The organism is Vibrio aerogenes, assembly GCF_024346755.1.
Taxonomy (GTDB): Bacteria; Pseudomonadota; Gammaproteobacteria; order Enterobacterales; family Vibrionaceae; genus Vibrio; species Vibrio aerogenes.
Genome location: NZ_AP024861.1, coordinates 2044960 through 2063900, shown reverse-complemented (window position 1 = coordinate 2063900; position 18941 = coordinate 2044960). Strand labels below are relative to the sequence as shown.

Genomic DNA, 18941 nt, shown 5'->3' with positions numbered 1-18941 from the left:
AAACCAAACCTGAACAAAACTGATAGCGAAACGGAATGATTTTACCTGACTATTGTTATTTATCGACCATGCCACTGACGCACACCGATCAATGGTTGTCCTGGCTTAAGCAGCAGGGAGTGATATTACCGTCATCACTTCACCGGGCTGTACTGAAACGCCAGTGTGAATTTCTTACCGGCCGGCTTTGTGCCCGTCAGGCACTTGAAGCGGCAGGGGTCAGCACTATTGCGGACATTGGTATTGGTGATTTCCGGGAACCGCTTTGGCCCGAAGGGATTGTCGGTGCGATTACCCATTCAAATGACAGAGCAGCTGCGGTTGTGATTAAATCTGAGACCATGCCGGACGTGAAGGGTGTGGGCATTGATATTGAACAGGTGATGAAGGAAGACACGGCTGCGAACCTGCGCAAACAAATTTTGCTGCCGCAGGAAATGGATTACAGCCGGTATTTCCCATCTTTTGCCGCGTATGCAACTCTGGTGTTTTCAGCGAAAGAATCCATATATAAAGCTATTTTTCCCCGGGTCAGAAAAATTCTTGATTTTAATTGTGCGGCAGTCACAGGTGCTGATTCTCAGTGCATTGTTTTCACACTGCAAGAGGATATCAGCCCGGCGTTACCGGCAGGCATGTCATTCCGGGTTCTGTATGAGTTATCAGACCAAAGTGTACAAACCTTTGTGGTTTTTTGAAAACATGATTATTTGAAAACATGATTATTTGAAAACATATAGTTATTTGAAAACATATAGTTATTTGAAAACATATAGTTATCTGAAAACGCAATTCCCTTAAACCCGCTCTAGTGATTATCCTGTTTTGTTTCAGGCTCCTGAATCTGATAGAGCTGTTTTTGGTGCTCATCACAGGTGGTTTCACAGTTACAGACTTTTTCTGCACCGACATTAGCCAGCCCGCCGCAACTCCCCTGAATTGGTTTCCGCTTGGCGATGACACCAATAGTCATGAACAAAATCAGGATTAAAAAAATGCCGAAAGTGATCAGATAAATCATCGTGATACTCCTCTGTCTTTCCGGTGTATTTGTGTTACACACGTTTAAAATGTGTACCGGACAGATTAATCTCACCGGATGCTGGTGGTGATAATCTGCTACTGCCCTGATGCTTATGGTGACAACAGGATTTGTTTTTTTTGTCTTTATTGGGTGAAGCCTTGGCATAACCCAACCCGGTTACTTCCTCCAGTTCTGATAAGTTTAGCGCATCTGCCGCTTTTCCACGCGGGCAGGCAAAAACCCTGAGCTGGTGATCAAACAGATGTTTCAGCATTGATTCACCAATCTGACGGACAACCACAGCTTCGACCTGATACTGGTCAAAAATAGCCATGAATGCTTTTTTTCTGCCGCAGTGAGACTGAGTCTCAGGAATATCTGCGACTGTGATGTGCCGGGTTTCTTCATTAACGATCATCAGTTGTTCTGCTTTGGAAAAGTGATTATGTGGTTCACCATTGCGGGAAGGGAGAGCGTAGATCATAAAGCGTCCTTAATAATTTCTGATTTCATTTTTAGCATATGCTAATTATTGTTTGTGCAGAAAGCAAGTTTCCTGCGTATTTCCGCTTGTATGACTCAAATCCGGTGAAGCTGTATTCATCCGGCGCTGAGGTGGAGAAGTAAAGTTGCAATAAATTGTTCACACCTATGAAATGGCGTTGAAACACAATCGAAACAAAAAATGACGAGTATTTGTTGCAAGCGAAATTTATTCACACTCGTACGAAACCTCAGGAAGGGAATTAGCAATGAATAAAATATGGTTAGCAGGATTATTGACGGCCGGCTTATCAGCGAATGCATTTGCCAAAACCGAAATCACATGGTGGCATGCAATGGGTGGTCAGCTCGGTGAGACGGTTAATAAGATTGCGAAGGATTTTAACCAGTCTCAGGATGATTATAAGTTAGTGCCTGTCTATAAAGGAACGTATACAGAAACACTGACAGCCGGGATTGCTGCTTATCGTGCGCACAAATCACCGAATATTCTGCAGGTTTTTGATGCCGGAACCGCCACCATTATGAGTGCGCCCGGAGTCGTTAAACCGGTTCAGGATATCATGGTGCAATCCGGATACCCGTTTAAAAGCTCAGATTATATTGAAGGGGTTCGTTATTTCTATGCCGATGACCATGGCAAGATGATTGGAATGCCTTTTAACAGTTCTACGCCGGTACTTTACTACAACAAAAATATTTTGAGTCAAGCCGGCGTACAACCGCCCAAGACCTACGAAGAGATGGAAAACGTCGCGAAGAAGCTGAAAGCAAAAGGATATACAGCGTTTTCACAGTCTCATACGCCGTGGATTATGTTTGAAAACTTTAAGTCCCGCCATGATTTACCATTCTCGGATCAGGAAAATGGTTACGCCGGAACACCGACCAGGCTGACCTTTAATTCTGCTGATATGAAAATGCATTTTAAAAAGCTAAAAGAATGGTCAGATAAGGGTTATTACAAATATTTCGGTAGCGACTGGGATGCGAACCAGAGACCTTTTGAACGGGCAGAAGTCGCCATGTGGATGGGTTCTTCAGGTTCATTTGGTGGTTTGATGAACCGGGTGAAATTTGATTTGGGAACTGCCTATCTGCCTTACTGGGAGAAACTGACGAAAAATCCGGTTCATACCTTTATTGGCGGTGCCGCACTGTTTGCCCTGAATGGTCACCCCGGAAAAGAAGACAAGGGTGTTGCGGCATTCTTTGCTTATCTGACCAAACCTGAAGTACAGATGTACTGGCATAAAACCACGGGTTATGTACCGGTCACCAATGCCGCGTATGAACTGACCAAACAGTCTGGCTATTATCAGAAATTCCCTGCAGCAGAAGTCGGTGTGAAGCAGCTGAGTCTTGCTGCTGGTGAGTGGAACAAAGGTTATCGCGTTGGTTTTTATCCGCAGATTCGTGAAATTGAAAACCGTGAATTCGATAAGATCTTCGCTGGTCAGGAATCGGTAGACCATGCACTTGATACTGTTGAAACAGAAAGTAAAACGTTGCTGAAACGTTTTGCCCGGACAATGAAAAAATAATCCATGCTGTTTCTGTCCCCTGAGTGAATTTTCACTGTGTCATTCAGGGGACCATTTCAAAGGTAAATCAAGTGGCTAAACGTCAACAATTCAGTCACGGAATATTTCCTTATATTCTGCTGACACCGCAAATATTAATTATCGCTGTATTTTTCGTCTATCCGGCAGCAAAGGCTTTGATGATGTCTTTTATGCTGGAAGACCCGTGGGGAACCTCTTCAACATTTGTCTGGTTTGAAAACTACACTATGCTGTTTGAATCGGGTGAGTATCTGGCTTCATTTGGTTTTACGCTTCTGTATTCGTTTGTTGTTGCTTTTCTCTCTCTCGCCATTGCATTGCTGTTGGCTGTGAAGGCCAATAATGTGCTGCACGGACAGAGTACTTACCGGATTACACTGACATGGGTTTATGCCATTGCACCGGCTGTCGCTGGTTTAATTGGCGGATTTCTTTTCAGCCCGCACATCGGTACGCTGTCAAACTTTTTTAATGACATCGGCTGGGAGTTCGATCTGGCGACGGATTCATTTGACGCAATTTGTGCGCTGGTCATGGTGTCTGTCTGGAAACAGGTTTCGATTAACTTTGTCTATTTTCTGGCCGGGCTTCAGTCGATTCCGTCTTCTGTCAAAGAAGCAGCAATTCTTGACTGTGAAAGTGGGGTGAAACGTTTCTGGACGATGGTTTTCCCGCTACTGGCACCGACAACCTTTTTTTTAGTCGTCATTAACCTGACGTACGCATTTTTTGACACATTCGGCATCATCGATACGCTGACTGAAGGCGGACCGGGCAGTCATACCACATCCCTTGTATATAAAGTTTACCGCGACGGTTTTATCGGTGCAGATTTAGGTGGCAGTTCTGCCCAATCCGTGGTTCTGCTACTGCTGGTGCTCGGGTTGACTTATTTTCAGTTCAAATTCGTAGAAAAACGGGTTCATTACTAAGTTCATTTCGAAGTCGTCAGGGAGACAAACAGGATGAAAAAGAATCAGCTCTTTGATCATGTGATTCTGATTATTGGCGCGATATTACTGCTCATGCCGTTATGGTTGATTTTTGCCAGCTCAACGCATGAACCAAATACACTGATGATTGAAGGTTTGCAGTGGTTACCGGGTCACAACTTCTCTCATGTCTATCAGGAAGCCTGGGGAAAAAGCCTTGGATTTACCGGAGACGTTACCGCACGGTCAATGATTATCAACTCGATGATCATGGGGCTGGGGTTTTCTGTTGGCAAAATTATTATTTCGATGATGGCTGCTTATGCGCTGGTCTACTTTCGGCTGCCTTATGCCAGTGCGTGGTTCTGGCTGATTTTTGTGACGCTGTTGTTGCCGCTGGAAGTGAGAATTATCCCTTCATATGAAGTGGTTGCCAGTCTCGGTCTGATTAATACCTATACCGGCCTGATTGTTCCGCTGATTGCTTCTGCGACCGCAACATTCTTTTTCCGTCAGTTTTTTAAAACGATCCCGGAAGAATTACTGGAAGCCGCTCAGCTGGATAATGCCGGACCGGTGAAATTTTTGTTCGATATTTTGTTGCCGTTGTCCAAAACCATGATGGCTGCCATTTTCATCATCATGTTTGTCGTGGGATGGAATCAGTATTTGTGGCCAATCATGATGACGACGGATGAAAGTTACAACACGATTGTGATGGGAATTAAAGGCATCATCAATAATATTTATGAAAGCTCCACGCCACGTTATGACTATGCCTTTGCCATGGTTATTTTTGCGATGTTACCACCGGTGCTGGTGGTTCTTATATTCCAGCGTTGGTTTGTCAAAGGATTAGTAGAAAGTGAAAAGTAAAATGACATATGAGAATCCGGCTCAGGCATATTCCCCGGACACTGCTTCACCAGAAAACAGGCGTCCGGTGAAGCTGGCCCTGAAACAGTTGGTTAAAACTTATGATAATGGCCATCAGGCGGTGAGGAATATTTCATTAGATATTCAGGATGGTGAATTTATTGTTCTGGTTGGTCCGTCGGGGTGTGGAAAATCTTCCATTCTGCGTTCGGTGGCGGGGCTTGAATCAATCACTTCCGGTGAGATTGAACTGGCCGGGCGCAGAATTGATACCCTGAATCCGGCGGCACGAAATATCGCAATGGTTTTCCAGAATTATGCGTTATATCCGCATATGACGGTGTATCAGAACCTTGCCTATGGTTTGAAAAACCGGGGAGTTGCGAAAGATGTGATTGCGAAGAAAATTCAGGATGTCGCGCAAATATTACGACTTGAAGAATATCTCGATCGAAAACCGGCCAAATTATCCGGTGGGCAGCGTCAGCGTGTCGCAATGGGACGGGCAATTGTTCGTGAACCTGAGTTGTTTTTGTTTGATGAGCCACTTTCGAATCTTGATGCAGCACTCAGAACACATATGCGCCTGGAAATCAAAAAACTCCAACGTCAGCTGGGCGTCACCAGTATTTACGTTACGCATGATCAGGTCGAAGCGATGACGCTGGCTGACAGGATTGTTGTTCTGAATCAGGGGCAAATCGAGCAGGTGGGAACACCCATGAGTTTGTATCATGATCCACAGACTCAGTTTGTTGCAGGATTCATCGGCAGTCCGGCGATGAACTTTTTGCCGGGACAGATTAAAAATGGTCAGTTGATGATCCATGGGGTGACGGTTGATATGACAAGCGACGCTTTACCTGATGAAACTGGTTTTACCGTGGGTATTCGTCCTGAGCATTTGTTACCGGGAGAGCAGCCGGGGTGTTTGCATATATCCGTTGATATCGAAGTCGTTGAGCCTTTGGGTGCACAAAAACTATTACACTGTCACTTTAATGGCACACCTGTGGTGGTTGTGATACAGGATGGTGAGTTTACCCCGGAAGCAAAAGCGATATTTTCTGTGCCATTTGCCCAGGTTTATTTCTTTGATCAACAAGGGCAAAGAATTCGCTCACAACAATCACAAACACAAAAAATTGCGTGAAGGAAACAATATCGGGATGAGGTTAACGGCACGACAAAAAGAAATATTACGTTATCTGGCTCAAACACCGGGCGTTTTATCCAGCTCTCTGCTGTCTGAAAAATTCGATGTTTCAGTCCAGACAATCCGCAAAGATATGAATGAACTGAGTGATAAAGGACTGGTCAGGCGGGTGCATGGCGGCATTAGTTTTCCGAGCGATAATGATAATTTGTCCTTTTCCAACCGGGAAGTCATTCATCTGACGGCAAAGCAAAAAATTGCCCAGCGGATTGTGGAAGACTTACCTCAGGGAATCAGTATTTTTCTTGGAATTGGTACGACGCCAAAGCAGGTGGCTCATGCATTGTTAGACCATCCCGGATTAACCGTAGTGACTAATAATATCCATGCATCACTGATTATGAGCCGGAACCCGCAGATTAATGTCTATCTGGCGGGCGGGGCTGTCCGTTCTTCTGACGAAGATACTGTGGGTGAATCGGTGACACGCTTTTATCGCCAGTTTAATATTAAGATCGCTGTTTTTGGCGTCGGAGGACTCAGCCAGAAAGGGGAGTTACTCGATTTTACACCGGAAGAAGCAGATTTAACTCAGGCGATGACGGCACAGAGCCAAACTTGCTGGCTGATTGCTGATCAGTCTAAATATCAACGCTATGCACCTGTTGTGAGTGGAAAACTGGATGCGGTTGAACGATTTTATTCCGACCAGCATCATGCGGATATTGCAGATCTTTGCTTTAAACATCAGGTGAATTACATTATCTCCTGAGATGAGATGGAACCCAGAGAATGAAACCGATTATTGTGGGTCACCGCGGGGTGGCCGGAACATATCCTGAAAATACCCGTGCCAGCTTTTTAGCAGCGGCTAAAGCCGGACTGACATGGATCGAGCTGGATGTACAGCCGACAGCCGATGATATTCTGGTCGTATGTCATGATCATGAGCTGGGCAGATGCTCTGACGGACAGGGCCGGGTGGATGCGCATTCATTACAGACGTTGAAACAACTGGATTTTGGTGCCTGGTTTGGGCCTGAGTTTGCAGGCGAGCAGCTTCTGACACTGGGTGAGTTGTTTGTCTTGCTGCATGACTATCCGGTTGCTATCAATATCGAAATCAAAGTTGATGACATGCATGATAAGGCGAAGGTCGTCAGGGCACTGTATCAGGAGCTCAGTCTCGCAAAGATTGACCCACACCGGGTGATACTCTCAAGTTTTAATCATGAAATCCTGAAAATATGTCATCAAACCTCTCGGGTTTATCCTTTGGCTGTGCTGACTGAAAAATTAACAGAGGGTGATAAGCAACTGATGCAAGACATTGGTGCGGTTGCCTGTAATATCAATTACCGGGCTCTTGATGCGGCGATATTACAGCAACTTCATCAGGCCGGTCTTCAGGTGTGGGTTTACACCGTTAACAAACCAGAGCAATTTTCTCTGACGACGCAGGTGGATGGCATCTTTACGGATTATCCGGAGCGGTTTATTGAGCGCACACAGATATAGTGGTTAACAACGCTTCCCGGATAATCCGCAAATATGGATGGATTATCCGGAAAGAAATCAAAGTATTTAATCGAGTAATGCTTTGATTTGATGAAGCGCAGAGATGAAACGGTCGATATCCTGCTTGTTGGTATACATACCAAACGAAGCACGGCAAACCGAGTTTTGTCCGAGTCGTTCAATGAGAGGCATCGCACAATGGTGGCCGGTGCGTATCGCGATACCGTAGTGGTCGAAAAACGTGCCGACATCATAAGCATGATGGGAGGATAAATTGAATGCAAGACAGCCTGTCCGTGATTTAGGATTGCCGTAGATGACAACATCATCGACAGACTGAAGCTGCGCCAGACAATAATTCAGAATATTGTTTTCATGGCGGCAAATCGCATCGATTCCGGTTTCCATCAGATAACTGATCGCTGCACCCATACCAAGAATTCCGGCAATATTTGGTGTTCCTGCTTCAAAGCATAATGGTGGCTTGTTAAATGTGGTACCGAGCGGTAAAACGACTTTATCGATCATGGCACCACCGCCTTCCCATGGGGGCATCTGCGAATACCGGTGAGGTTTCACAAAGAGCACGCCGGTCCCGGTTGGCCCGTATAACTTATGTGCAGAGAACACATAAAAATCACAATCAAGTGCCTGAACATCGACTTTTTGATGTAACACTGCTTGTGCACCATCCACCAATACCGCCATCTGGTGTTGTCTGGCCACCTGAATATATTCATGGACCGGGTTGATTGTCCCCAGCACATTTGAGACATGGGTAACAGCCAGAAATCTGGTTTTATCTGTGATCAGCTTCTTCAGGTCTGAAGTTTCCAGCTCACCGGATGGAGTAACCGGCCAGACTTTGATTTTCAGCTGCAATGCCTGTGCTGCCATTTGCCACGGAACGAGATTGGCATGGTGATCCATCTCTGTGACGATAATTTCATCACCGGGTTGAAGCTGACTTCTGACGAATGTCTGGGCCACCAGGTTGATTGCTTCCGTGGTTCCTTTGGTAAAAACAATACTCCGTGCATCGGGGGCATTGATAAAGCCGGCAACCTGATGGCGAACCTGTTCCATGTTTTCCGTTGCTGTCATGCTCAGCTGATGATTTCCCCGGTGAACATTTGAATACTCATGCCGGTAAAAATGTTCCATTCTCCGGATCACCGGGTCTGGGGTCTGAGCGGTTGCTGCGGTGTCCAGGTAGACGAGCGGTTTATCATGAACTTGCGTATTCAGTACCGGAAAATCCTGACGCCATGGACTGGATAATGGTAACTGATGAGCCGTAGTCATCAGGTGTTCTCCCAATTTAGATTCATCCCGGCGGCAAGGATAATCGCTCTGTCATTTTTTTTAAATGTTTTCTGTTCTGCTCTTTTCACATTCTGTTTCACAAAAATAAATTAAAAGTCAATATTATCTGCTTTAAGCCGTTAAATTATTAATTATTTATTTCGTCAATAAGGATGCTTTACCTGAAGAGAAGGAAATCAGGCTGACATGTCTGGTTCACAGACACGTTACAAAATAGAACTTACTATACTGAATAAATGGGTTAAACAGTCCGGTGGATGCAAAGACGGTGCACTATCCGATGAATACTTGATGTGAAGGAGAGCTTCTTATGCAATTAAGTCTGAAGCAGAAAATGGTTCTTTCTGTTATCGTTGCAATTGCTTTAACTGCAGTGACTCTGGTGACCGAGGGCTATCAGTCTTTTAAAACAGAAACAGTGATACAGATTCAAAATGACAGTCAGCATACTTTGCAGGCGAATGCCAGGGGGATTGGTGACTGGTTCCATGACAAACAACTGGCTCTTGAAGGCCTGAAAGATGAAATTGAGAATAATACGGAGCTGGATGTCGTCCCTCATCTGCGGCAGACGTTAAAATCAGGGGGTTTTGGCTTAAGTTATTACGGAAATGAGAAAGGAGAAATGTTCCGTCAGGATCCTTCGCTGAATAAGCCAGGCTATGATCCAAGAGTCCGGGGATGGTACAAGCTCGCTAAATCAGAAAATAGTGCCGTGACCACCGCGCCATATGTCAGCGTGACCATGAAAACGCTGGTGGTGACGCTGGCTGATCCGGTGCGTCAGAATGGCCGCCTGATTGGTGTTGTGGGTTCAAACCTGGCGCTCGATTATCTGACAAAAACGATTCTTTCGATTCCTGTTGCCGGAGAAGGATATGCCTCTTTAGTGAATCAGAAAGGTACGATTATTGCCCATCCGGATAAAGATAATATCCTGAAAAATATCAGTGAAATCGTCCCTGAGCTGAGTGGTCAAAACTTAATTCAGGTTGCAGATGACGATACATCTTTGGTGGTTGATATTGATGGCCGGAAAAAAGTGGTCGTCGCGGAAAAAATTCCGCATACCGACTGGCTGCTTGTGCTGACTATGGACAAAGAAGTACTGGAAGCACCGGTCAATAATATGCTGGTCAACCAGCTGATCATTACAGCCGGTATTTTAATTGTACTTGCTTTGCTCAGTGTATGGACCATTTCAAAACAATTGACAGGCTTAAATAATGTGACTCAGGCATTATCCGACATCGCTGAAGGAGAAGGTGATTTGACCCGCAGACTTGTTGTCAGTGGTCAGGATGAGGTCGGGCAGCTGGCATATCAGTTTAATAAGTTTGTGGATCGCATTCATACAATGATGCAGAAAGTGAATGATGTGTCTGTTTCACTGGGACAAAAAGCTGACTTTGCAGCTTCCGCCGCGTCGCAGCAGAGTTCAAAACTGAAAACCCAGCAGGATGAAATCACCATGGTTGCGACTGCGGTGACGGAGATGGCTTCTGCCACGGCTGAAATTGCGGGTAACGCAGAAAATACAGCGAAAAATGCGAATCATTCGGTTGAGCTTGGTTCTCAGGGATATGAGCAAATGCAGAAAAGCATGCATTCGATCAATCAGCTGGCTGAGGAGTTAACCCGTGCGACAACCATCATTGCTGATCTTAAAGTGCATACCAATGAAATATCGACAATTCTGTCTACGATTACAGATATTGCAGAGCAAACGAATTTACTGGCTTTGAATGCTGCAATTGAAGCCGCAAGGGCCGGTGAGCAGGGAAGAGGGTTTGCTGTGGTGGCCGATGAAGTCAGGGTGCTTTCACAGAGAACGCATGCCTCAACTGAAGAAATTCAGTCGAAGATTGAAGGTTTGCAGAAAGTCACCTCAAACGCTGTGAATGTGATGACAGAAAGCCATAATCTGGTTGAAACCAGCGTTGAAGAGTTCAATGTGACCGGTGAAAGCCTGAATGCTATCAGTGAGTCGGTTTCAGTCATCAGTGACATGGCGACCCAAATCGCCTCTGCAGCCGAGGAACAGTCACTGGTGACCGCAGATATCAATCATAATACTGAATCTGTCAGGGAGGTCAGTGATCAACTGGCCAATGATGCACTGGGTGCAGCAGAACAGAGTCAGGAATTACATAAACTGGTTCAGGGGCTGGAAAGAGAACTCAGCCGCTTTAAGATATAATACGTGTCGTTCTTCAGTCCGGCGTGATGAACATGCCGGACTTTTTTGCAAACGACTCATTCCTCCAGACATGGTTCACATGTCTTTTCTTTTGTATTACTAATCTTTATCTGATGAATGCTTTTGACAGATGCTCAAAAAGCAGATTATCGCAAAATTTCTGAATTGAACAATTTTTATACTCTTATGAGATGATTCAGGCGTAATAAAGTACGTTATCTGATTCAATCCTGCGTGAGGTGAACTTGAATCATGAGCCAATTTTTCAATATAGAAATGTAAACTCCTGTTTGATCAATTCTTTATCTGATTCTGGATTCAGAATTATCCATTCATTCTATATGTGTATTGTTTTATTGTGCCAAATTTTATTTCTGTTATACCAATTTAAGTCTTTATGTGACTTATTGCGTTTATCCTGTTATTCCAATTTTGTTGTTTTATGCGAGATAAATCGACAATAAAGGCAATTTTTTTTTCATATAATGTTAAATATGTCATATTTTGAAACATCATTTCAAAGATAGAACCGATTTTTTGATCTCAAAACTATTTTTAATGTCATACCAAATGTATCTTTATATCAACACAGACATCCTGAGCTGAATGAGGCGTGTAATGAATCCGGAATGCCCGGAGTGTCTGGTGAATAAAGATTGTGAGCATGGGTTCATAATTGCCGGATAATAATTTATTGTTGTGAATGAAATAAAAAGGAATTTTTGTGTGCTGTTGTAACTTATATCCCCGGAGAAAATTAACCATATGATAATTAAAATGTTTAATGATTATATTCACAAAGTACTGCGTTATTTATTAACCTTTTTTATGGTAATAATGATCGCTGCAGTGGTGTGGCAGGTCTTCACCCGGTTTGTGATTAGAGATCCTTCGAACTTTACAGATGAGCTATCTCGTTATTTATTAATGTGGATTGGTATTCTCGGTGGAGCATACACGTTTTCTGTTAAGCGTCATTTATCCTTAGAGCTGCTTGCAGCAAGAATGGGAGAGCGGGGCAAATTAGTCCAACAAATTTTTATCAATCTGATCATTTTTGCTTTTTCCAGTATTGCTTTAATTTATGGCGGCTACTACCTGGTAACAAATACGTTGCATCACGGACAGATTTCTCCGGGAATTGTCATTGGTGGACACCATTTGCTCATCGGGTATGTCTATCTGGTTGTCCCTGTTTCGGGGGTTATTATCTGCTATTTCGGTCTTGTCGACATCATTCAGGCGATAGGCTGTTTAATCAAGCGCAAATCCCAGTAACGAGAGAGGAAGTATCTAATGACGCTTATTGATTTATTATTTAGTCAGGATTTTTTAGCAAATGCGCCTGATGTTTTTTATGATTTCTTCCCGGTTGTCGTCTTATTTGGTGTTCTGGGTATTTTATTACTTGTTGGTGTACCTATTGCATTTTCAATCGGTATTGCGGCAATGTTTACTGTGTTTATCGACTTTCCAATCGATAAAACAACGATATTAGTTTCACAAAAGCTTGCAAATGGTTTAGATAACTTTGGTCTGCTGGCTCTCCCGTTTTTTATTGTAGCGGGGAACCTAATGAACCGGGGTGGTCTGGCGGCGAGGCTGATTAACTTTGCAATGCTGTTTGGCGGACGTTTACCAGGCTCTTTGTCACACGTTAACGTGATTGCAAATATGTTATTTGGTTCTTTATCCGGCTCAGCTGTTGCATCTGCTGCTGCTGTCGGCGGAATCATGAAGCCATTACAGAAGAAGCACAATTACCCGATGGATTTTTCCACAGCAGTCAATGTGGCATCTTGTCCTTCAGGTTTGCTGATACCGCCTTCAAATATTTTGATCTTGTTTGCTTTGGTCAGTAGTACTTCTGTGCAATATCTGTTTATTGCAGGATATATTCCGGGGATCATGATGGGATTAGGCATCATGATCGGTATCATGTTGCTTGGCAAACGTTACAATATCCCCAGAGAAAAAATTGTTTTTCAGGAAAAAACCAGTAAAGTTATCTGGGACGCACTGCCAAGTCTGGGGCTGGTTGTCATCATCATGGGCGGTATTCTCGCAGGTATTTTTACTGCGACAGAAGCCTCAGCAATCGCCGTTGTTTACGCTTTGATTCTGGGTATTGCTTACCGTGAATTAAAACTTGATGACATGATGCCACTTCTGATTGAAAGTGTGGTCACAACTTCAATTGTTTTACTGATGGTTGCAACATCTTCTGCAATGTCATGGTCTATGGCAAACGCTGATATTCCGACATTTATTGCAGATTTTGTGATGGAAACTTCAACAAATCCTATTGTTGTGATTCTGTTGATGAATGTGATTCTGCTGGTGATTGGCACCTTTATGGATATGACGCCGGCAGTTCTCATATTTACGCCGATCTTTTTACCGATTGCGATGCAATTAGGAATTGATCCGGTGCACTTTGGTATTATTTTAGTCTTTAACCTCTGTATCGGTATATGTACACCGCCGGTTGGAACAGCACTATTTGTTGGCTGTAGTGTGTCAGAGATGAAACTGGGGCAGGTTGTTCCAAAATTATTACCTCTGTTTTTGATCATGATAGCGACGCTGGCTTTAGTCACACTGTTTCCTTCACTATCTTTATGGCTACCTGGACTAGCCGGATATAAATATTAACTAATAGCAGGACCCCTACGATGATAAAACTTAATCAAGTATTTTTTGCATGTTCTATTGCTACTGCGGCCCTTCTTTCTGGAAATGTTGCGCAGGCAGCGACTCTGAAACTGGCTCATGCGCTACCAACCGAGCACCCGGTACACAGCTCTCTGGATTGGTTTGCGAAACAAGTTAAAAAGCGTGCGGGTATTCGCGTTAAAGTTTATCCAAATGGTACGTTAGGTAATGAGACTAATTTATTACAAATGGTCCAGAATGGTACGATTGCATTTACGAAAGTCAGTGCTGCGCCTCTGACAGCTTTTGCACCAGATTATAAATTGCTGTCACTACCATATTTATACAAAGATCGTGCTCAGTATGATGAAGTACTTCTGGGACCAATTGGTAAGAAAATTCTTGCTTCGTCCCGTGACTCCGGCTTTATTGGTCTGGCATTCCTGGATGCTGGTGCACGTAGTTTTTATACTGATAAGCCAATTAAGACCCCTTCAGACCTGAAAGGTATGAAAATCCGGGTTCAAAACTCTGCTTTATCGATTGATACGATTAAAGCACTGGGCGGAACGCCTGTGCCATTACCATACGGCGAATTATATTCTGCATTGCAACAGGGTGTTGTGGATGGTGCAGAGAATAATATTCCGTCTTACTATTCTTCGCGTCACTATGAAGTGAAGAAAGTGTATTCATATGACAAACATACCATGGTGCCTGATGTACTTGTTGTTTCCACCAGTACCTGGGATTCACTGACTGATGAACAGCGTAAAATTATCCGTGAAGTCGCTGCTGAAACTGTCAAGGTTCAGGATACAAACTGGAGCAATTATGTTGAGAAATCAGTCAAGGAACTGAAGAAATATAACGTGAAATTTGTTGATAGTGATATCAGCAAATTCCAGGATGCAGTTAAACCAGTTTATGATAAGTTCAGAAAAGAAAATCCTGAACTGGTGGGTATGTTGGATCAAATTCAGGGTAAATAATTTTTTACTCTTTAAAGCGTTCAGAGTTCTCTGAACGCTTTTTTTATTGGTAAAATTTCAGTCATTCAGATGGCTTGATGATTAAAAGTCATATCGGAGGTCCGCATATGAAGATGACATTCAGATGGTATGGTGAAGGGAATGATCAGATCTCGCTTCAGCATATCCGGCAAATACCGGGAGTTGAGGGTATCGTGTGGTCACTCCACGATATGCCGGCCGGAGAGGTCTGGGAACAGTCCAGAATCAATCGGGAAAAAGCGCTGATTGAGAAAGCAGGTTTTCACATTGATGTCGTCGAAAGTGTGAATGTCCATGAAGATATTAAGTTAGGGCTGCCAACCCGCGATAAGTATATCGAAAATTATAAAGAAACACTCAGGCGGCTGGCAAAAGCTGGCGTCAAAGTTGTTTGCTATAATTTTATGCCGGTGTTTGACTGGACCCGGACTGAATTATATAAGCAAACAGAAGATGGTTCTAACGCTCTCTTTTTTGAAAAAAGTCAGATAGAAAACATCGATCCAATCACGTTGATTGATAAAATTTCGAAAGATGTTGACGTGACCATGCCCGGTTGGGAGCCTGAGCGTTTAGCGAAGCTGAAAGAAACGTTTAAGCAATATGAAGGCTTTACCGCAGAAGATCTTTGGCAAAACCTGAAGTATTTTCTTGAGCAAATTATCCCGGTTTGCGAAGCGTGTGACATCAAAATGGGTATCCATCCTGATGATCCGGCTTTTCCTATTTTTGGTTTACCCCGCATCATCATTAATAAAGAGAACATTGGGCGTTTTCTCAATTTAGTTGACAGCCCATACAATGGGTTAAGTTTGTGTACCGGTTCGCTGGGCTCTTCAGCAAATGATATTCCGGATATTATTCATACATATTGTTCCAGAATTCACTTTATTCATATCAGAAACGTAAAACGATATGAGAATGGTGATTTTATTGAGACATCTCACCGGGCATGTGATGGTTCTGTTGATACAGTCAAAGTCATTGAAACGCTTCACCAGCATGATTATTCGGGGTATGTTCGCCCGGATCACGGTCGTCATATCTGGGGTGAAGAAGCGTGGGCAAGACCTGGTTATGGTTTATATGACCGGGCTCTCGGCATTATGTATATCTGGGGGGTATGGGATAGTTTAAGTCGTTAAGTTTTTTGCTGAATGAAATATAAAAAGCCGTGCCAGATATCATACCAGAGCACGGCTTTTTTGTACCAAAATCCGGGAGATAAGCTTAAAGAACCGCAGCAATCGCCTTACACAATGGTTGCATATTTGCTTTTGTCATGCCAGCAACGCTGATTCGTCCGGAGCCGACAATATAAATACCAAAATCAGTTTTTAACTGCTCAACCTGGTCTTTATTTAAACCAGAGAAAGAGAACATACCATTTTGGCGTGAAATGAAACTGAAATCCTGCTGAACGCCGTATTCTTTGAGCGTGTCGACGAAGAGGGTTCTCATTTCCTGAATTCGGTCCCGCATTTCAGCAACCTCATTGAGCCACTCCTGATAGAGTTCGGGTGAATTCAAAATGGTTGTCACCACAGCAGAGCCGTGCGCAGGCGGGTTTGAATAGACTGAGCGGATAATCGCTTTCACCTGCGAAAATGCTTGAACAGCAATCTCTTCTGATTCAGCAACTAAGGTAAACGCACCAACCCGTTCACTGTACAAGCCAAAGTTTTTAGAAAATGAGCTGGCAATCAGCAGTTCACGGTTATAACGGGAGAAAATACGTAAACCTTCTGCATCTTCTTCAACACCTTTAGCAAAACCCTGATAAGCGAAATCAAACAATGGTAACAGTTGCTTTTCAGCGACCATTTTTGCCAGAGTTTCCCACTCTTCAGTCGTTGGATCGATACCGGTTGGATTGTGGCAACAGCCATGCAGAAGAACGATATCTCCTGGTGTCGCATTTTCAAGATCAGCGATCATTGCAGCAAAATCTTTCTCTTTAGATTCTGCATTGTAATAGGCGTACTGAGCTATCTCGAGGCCAGCTGCTTTAAATACGCTTTGGTGGTTCGCCCAGGTTGGGTTACTAATCCATATTTTGACATTTCCGAGGTGGCGTTTAATAAATTCACCAGCAAGACGAAGTGCGCCGGTACCGCCGGGAGCCTGAGCTGTTTTTGCTCTTTGTGTTGAAATAATCTCAGAGTCCGCACCGAACAATAATTGCTGAACAGCAAGCGCATATTCTGCTGTGCCATCAATCGTCAGATAGGATTTTGTGCTTTCGGTTTCAAGGAGTTTTGCTTCAGCTTTTTTGACCGTCTTAAGAACAGGGGTTGAACCATTTTCATCTTTATAAATGCCAACACCAAGATTGATCTTTTCTTTACGGGAATCTTTTTTAAATTCTTCCGTCAGGCCTAAAATGGGGTCTGCCGGGGCTGCAGCAACTTTTTCGAACATAACTCTCATCCATGTCTATTTTTATCTGAAAAGGGCTTATGAAGGCCCACGCTGTTTCAGATTTTATTTATACATCTATGACCATGCTGATACAACCGTGATTTTTAGAAAAATATAAATTTTTTATTGTTTTACTTATATCTCTGACAAAAGAGCGATTTTCAGCACAATTCTTTAAAGAATCTTTCCTGTATTTCATCATAAAAGAGAAAATGATTTAAATAGTGGTCAGATGAGATAATGAGGCGGAGAATATAAAAAAGACCGCCTGTATTCAGGCGGTCTTGTCGAGTTATTTGTTGACAATGTTCAGAAATTTGCTGAACGGGGCGCACGGGGGAATGGAATCACATCTCTGATGTTGGCCATACCTGTGACATAAGAGACTAAGCGCTCAAAACCGAGTCCGAAACCTGAGTGAGGGACGGTGCCGTAGCGGCGTAAATCCCGGTACCAGTTCATATGTTCCGGGTCGATTCCCATTTCAACCATACGCTGATCAAGAATATCCAGACGCTCCTCACGCTGCGAACCACCAATGATCTCACCAATACCGGGGGCAAGAACATCCATGGCGGCAACTGTTTTGCCATCATCATTCATGCGCATGTAGAATGCTTTAATATCTTTCGGATAGTTTTTCACAACAACCGGCGCATTAAAGTGTTCTTCTGCCAGATAACGCTCATGTTCAGAAGACATATCAATTCCCCATTCGACCGGGAATTCAAACTCACGTCCGGAATCAAGCAGAATCTGAATTGCATCTGTATAGTCGACCTGAGCAAAATCAGATTCAACGAATTTTTCAAGACGGGAGATTGCTTCTTTGTTGATACGTTGTGCAAAAAACTCCAAATCGTCACGTCTTTCTTCTAAAACAGCTTTAAAGACATACTTCAGCATGTCTTCCGCAAGAAAAGCGACATCATCAAGGTCAGCAAACGCGACTTCCGGTTCAACCATCCAGAATTCAGCTAAATGGCGGCTGGTATTTGAGTTTTCAGCCCGGAATGTTGGGCCAAAAGTGTAAACTTTTGTCATAGCACAGGCATACGCTTCAGCATTTAACTGGCCTGATACTGTTAAAAATGTCTCTTTACCAAAGAAATCTTCATTAAAGTCGATATCACCACTATCAGTTCGCGGTAAATTGGCAAGATCTAAGGTGGAAACCCGGAACATTTCACCCGCACCTTCACAGTCAGATGCTGTGATTAGTGGAGCAGACATCCAAATATATCCACGTTCATGGTAAAAACGATGAATAGCTTGAGAAAGGCAGTTTCTTACACGGGCAACAGCACCGATAACATTTGTCCGGGGACGTAAATGGGCCACTTCACGCAGGTATTCAATAGAATGCCGCGTTTTTGCCATAGGGTAAGTCTCTGCATCTTCAACCCAGCCCAGCACATTAATTTCAGTTGCTGACAGTTCGAAGTCTTGCCCTTTGGCCGGAGATTCAACAATTTTCCCTGTTACTTCAACAGAACAACCTGTCGTCAGTTTCAGTACATCGTCATTGTAATTATTCAGATTATTCGGGACCACGGCCTGAATCGGGTCGAAACAAGAGCCGTCATAGATGGCAAGGAACGAGATTCCGGCTTTGGAATCACGACGTGAGCGGATCCAGCCGCGGACAGTGACTTCACTGTCAACAGCAAGCTTACCGCGTAAAACGTCAACAACAGGCGCGTAAGTCATGTTTGAATTATTCTCCATTAATAATATTAATTATCCGCAGG

At 43.7% G+C, this 18941-nt stretch carries 17 protein-coding genes; 12 read left to right on the top strand and 5 right to left on the bottom strand.

Annotated features, from left to right (window positions below; genetic code table 11):
- Positions 1-35 precede the first annotated feature (35 nt).
- Complete coding sequence (locus OCV29_RS09140) at positions 36-698, top strand: 4'-phosphopantetheinyl transferase family protein (RefSeq protein WP_084193268.1); 663 nt, start codon at positions 36-38, stop codon at positions 696-698.
- Between the two features lie 110 nt (positions 699-808).
- Here OCV29_RS09140 and nqrM read toward each other — a convergent pair whose 3' ends face one another.
- Both nqrM and OCV29_RS09130 read right to left on the bottom strand, forming a co-directional pair.
- Entirely contained in the window at positions 809-1021 is a 213-nt protein-coding gene (gene nqrM / locus OCV29_RS09135; RefSeq protein ID WP_073603027.1) for a (Na+)-NQR maturation NqrM, read from the bottom strand.
- Between the two features lie 34 nt (positions 1022-1055).
- Complete coding sequence (locus tag OCV29_RS09130) at positions 1056-1508, bottom strand: NifB/NifX family molybdenum-iron cluster-binding protein (RefSeq protein ID WP_073603026.1); 453 nt, start codon at positions 1506-1508, stop codon at positions 1056-1058.
- A 268-nt stretch (positions 1509-1776) separates the two neighbouring features.
- Here OCV29_RS09130 and OCV29_RS09125 point away from each other — a divergent pair, with 268 nt between their 5' ends.
- The 6 genes from OCV29_RS09125 (at position 1777) to OCV29_RS09100 (ending at position 7575) form a co-directional block, all read left to right on the top strand.
- Entirely contained in the window at positions 1777-3072 is a 1296-nt protein-coding gene (locus OCV29_RS09125; protein WP_073603025.1) for an extracellular solute-binding protein, read from the top strand.
- A gap of 71 nt (positions 3073-3143) precedes the next feature.
- Positions 3144-4025 (top strand): ABC transporter permease subunit, encoded by an 882-nt coding sequence (locus OCV29_RS09120; protein ID WP_073603106.1) that lies wholly within the window; start codon positions 3144-3146, stop codon positions 4023-4025.
- Between the two features lie 33 nt (positions 4026-4058).
- Positions 4059-4901: a sn-glycerol-3-phosphate ABC transporter permease UgpE gene (gene ugpE / locus OCV29_RS09115; protein WP_073603024.1), complete on the top strand. Its 843-nt coding sequence runs from the start codon at positions 4059-4061 to the stop codon at positions 4899-4901.
- Between the two features lies 1 nt (position 4902).
- Positions 4903-6054, top strand: a complete 1152-nt coding sequence (locus OCV29_RS09110; protein WP_073603105.1) for an ABC transporter ATP-binding protein — start codon at positions 4903-4905, stop codon at positions 6052-6054.
- 16 nt (positions 6055-6070) lie between these two features.
- The gene (locus tag OCV29_RS09105; protein WP_073603023.1) at positions 6071-6829 is read left to right on the top strand and encodes a DeoR/GlpR family DNA-binding transcription regulator; all 759 of its coding nucleotides are present in this window, start codon (positions 6071-6073) and stop codon (positions 6827-6829) included.
- A 20-nt stretch (positions 6830-6849) separates the two neighbouring features.
- Positions 6850-7575, top strand: a complete 726-nt coding sequence (locus OCV29_RS09100) for a glycerophosphodiester phosphodiesterase family protein (protein WP_073603022.1) — start codon at positions 6850-6852, stop codon at positions 7573-7575.
- A 66-nt stretch (positions 7576-7641) separates the two neighbouring features.
- Here OCV29_RS09100 and OCV29_RS09095 read toward each other — a convergent pair whose 3' ends face one another.
- A complete protein-coding gene (locus OCV29_RS09095; RefSeq protein ID WP_073603104.1) occupies positions 7642-8880 on the bottom strand; it encodes a SufS family cysteine desulfurase in 1239 nt (412 codons plus the stop codon).
- A 331-nt stretch (positions 8881-9211) separates the two neighbouring features.
- Here OCV29_RS09095 and OCV29_RS09090 point away from each other — a divergent pair, with 331 nt between their 5' ends.
- The 5 genes from OCV29_RS09090 to uxuA all read left to right on the top strand — a co-directional run bounded on the left by OCV29_RS09090 (position 9212) and on the right by uxuA (position 15914).
- Positions 9212-11101, top strand: coding sequence for a methyl-accepting chemotaxis protein (locus OCV29_RS09090; protein WP_073603021.1), 1890 nt, complete (start codon positions 9212-9214; stop codon positions 11099-11101).
- Positions 11102-11866: 765 nt separating this feature from the next.
- Positions 11867-12379 carry a TRAP transporter small permease gene (locus OCV29_RS09085; RefSeq protein WP_084193266.1) on the top strand — a complete coding sequence of 171 codons (513 nt, stop codon included), beginning with the start codon at positions 11867-11869 and terminating at the stop codon, positions 12377-12379.
- A gap of 18 nt (positions 12380-12397) precedes the next feature.
- The gene (locus tag OCV29_RS09080) at positions 12398-13756 is read left to right on the top strand and encodes a TRAP transporter large permease (RefSeq protein ID WP_084193265.1); all 1359 of its coding nucleotides are present in this window, start codon (positions 12398-12400) and stop codon (positions 13754-13756) included.
- A 20-nt stretch (positions 13757-13776) separates the two neighbouring features.
- On the top strand, positions 13777-14748 hold the full coding sequence (locus OCV29_RS09075) for a TRAP transporter substrate-binding protein (RefSeq protein ID WP_073603018.1): 972 nt from the start codon (positions 13777-13779) through the stop codon (positions 14746-14748).
- A 107-nt stretch (positions 14749-14855) separates the two neighbouring features.
- On the top strand, positions 14856-15914 hold the full coding sequence (uxuA, locus tag OCV29_RS09070; RefSeq protein ID WP_073603102.1) for a mannonate dehydratase: 1059 nt from the start codon (positions 14856-14858) through the stop codon (positions 15912-15914).
- Positions 15915-15999: 85 nt separating this feature from the next.
- Here uxuA and OCV29_RS09065 read toward each other — a convergent pair whose 3' ends face one another.
- Complete coding sequence (locus OCV29_RS09065) at positions 16000-17190, bottom strand: amino acid aminotransferase (protein ID WP_073603017.1); 1191 nt, start codon at positions 17188-17190, stop codon at positions 16000-16002.
- Positions 17191-17499: 309 nt separating this feature from the next.
- The gene (gene asnS, locus OCV29_RS09060; protein ID WP_073603016.1) at positions 17500-18900 is read right to left on the bottom strand and encodes an asparagine--tRNA ligase; all 1401 of its coding nucleotides are present in this window, start codon (positions 18898-18900) and stop codon (positions 17500-17502) included.
- Between the last annotated feature and the right edge of the window lie 41 nt (positions 18901-18941).

What these genes read in the sequence shown, in the direction of transcription:
- OCV29_RS09140 (WP_084193268.1), top strand. Translation starts at nt 36, where the DNA reads ATGATTTTACCTGACTATTGTTATTTATCGACCATGCCACTGACGCAC.
- nqrM (WP_073603027.1), bottom strand. Translation starts at nt 1,021, where the DNA reads ATGATTTATCTGATCACTTTCGGCATTTTTTTAATCCTGATTTTGTTC.
- OCV29_RS09130 (WP_073603026.1), bottom strand. Translation starts at nt 1,508, where the DNA reads ATGATCTACGCTCTCCCTTCCCGCAATGGTGAACCACATAATCACTTT.
- OCV29_RS09125 (WP_073603025.1), top strand. Translation starts at nt 1,777, where the DNA reads ATGAATAAAATATGGTTAGCAGGATTATTGACGGCCGGCTTATCAGCG.
- ugpE (WP_073603024.1), top strand. Translation starts at nt 4,059, where the DNA reads ATGAAAAAGAATCAGCTCTTTGATCATGTGATTCTGATTATTGGCGCG.
- OCV29_RS09110 (WP_073603105.1), top strand. Translation starts at nt 4,903, where the DNA reads ATGACATATGAGAATCCGGCTCAGGCATATTCCCCGGACACTGCTTCA.
- OCV29_RS09105 (WP_073603023.1), top strand. Translation starts at nt 6,071, where the DNA reads ATGAGGTTAACGGCACGACAAAAAGAAATATTACGTTATCTGGCTCAA.
- OCV29_RS09100 (WP_073603022.1), top strand. Translation starts at nt 6,850, where the DNA reads ATGAAACCGATTATTGTGGGTCACCGCGGGGTGGCCGGAACATATCCT.
- OCV29_RS09095 (WP_073603104.1), bottom strand. Translation starts at nt 8,880, where the DNA reads ATGACTACGGCTCATCAGTTACCATTATCCAGTCCATGGCGTCAGGAT.
- OCV29_RS09090 (WP_073603021.1), top strand. Translation starts at nt 9,212, where the DNA reads ATGCAATTAAGTCTGAAGCAGAAAATGGTTCTTTCTGTTATCGTTGCA.
- OCV29_RS09085 (WP_084193266.1), top strand. Translation starts at nt 11,867, where the DNA reads ATGATAATTAAAATGTTTAATGATTATATTCACAAAGTACTGCGTTAT.
- OCV29_RS09080 (WP_084193265.1), top strand. Translation starts at nt 12,398, where the DNA reads ATGACGCTTATTGATTTATTATTTAGTCAGGATTTTTTAGCAAATGCG.
- OCV29_RS09075 (WP_073603018.1), top strand. Translation starts at nt 13,777, where the DNA reads ATGATAAAACTTAATCAAGTATTTTTTGCATGTTCTATTGCTACTGCG.
- uxuA (WP_073603102.1), top strand. Translation starts at nt 14,856, where the DNA reads ATGAAGATGACATTCAGATGGTATGGTGAAGGGAATGATCAGATCTCG.
- OCV29_RS09065 (WP_073603017.1), bottom strand. Translation starts at nt 17,190, where the DNA reads ATGTTCGAAAAAGTTGCTGCAGCCCCGGCAGACCCCATTTTAGGCCTG.
- asnS (WP_073603016.1), bottom strand. Translation starts at nt 18,900, where the DNA reads ATGACTTACGCGCCTGTTGTTGACGTTTTACGCGGTAAGCTTGCTGTT.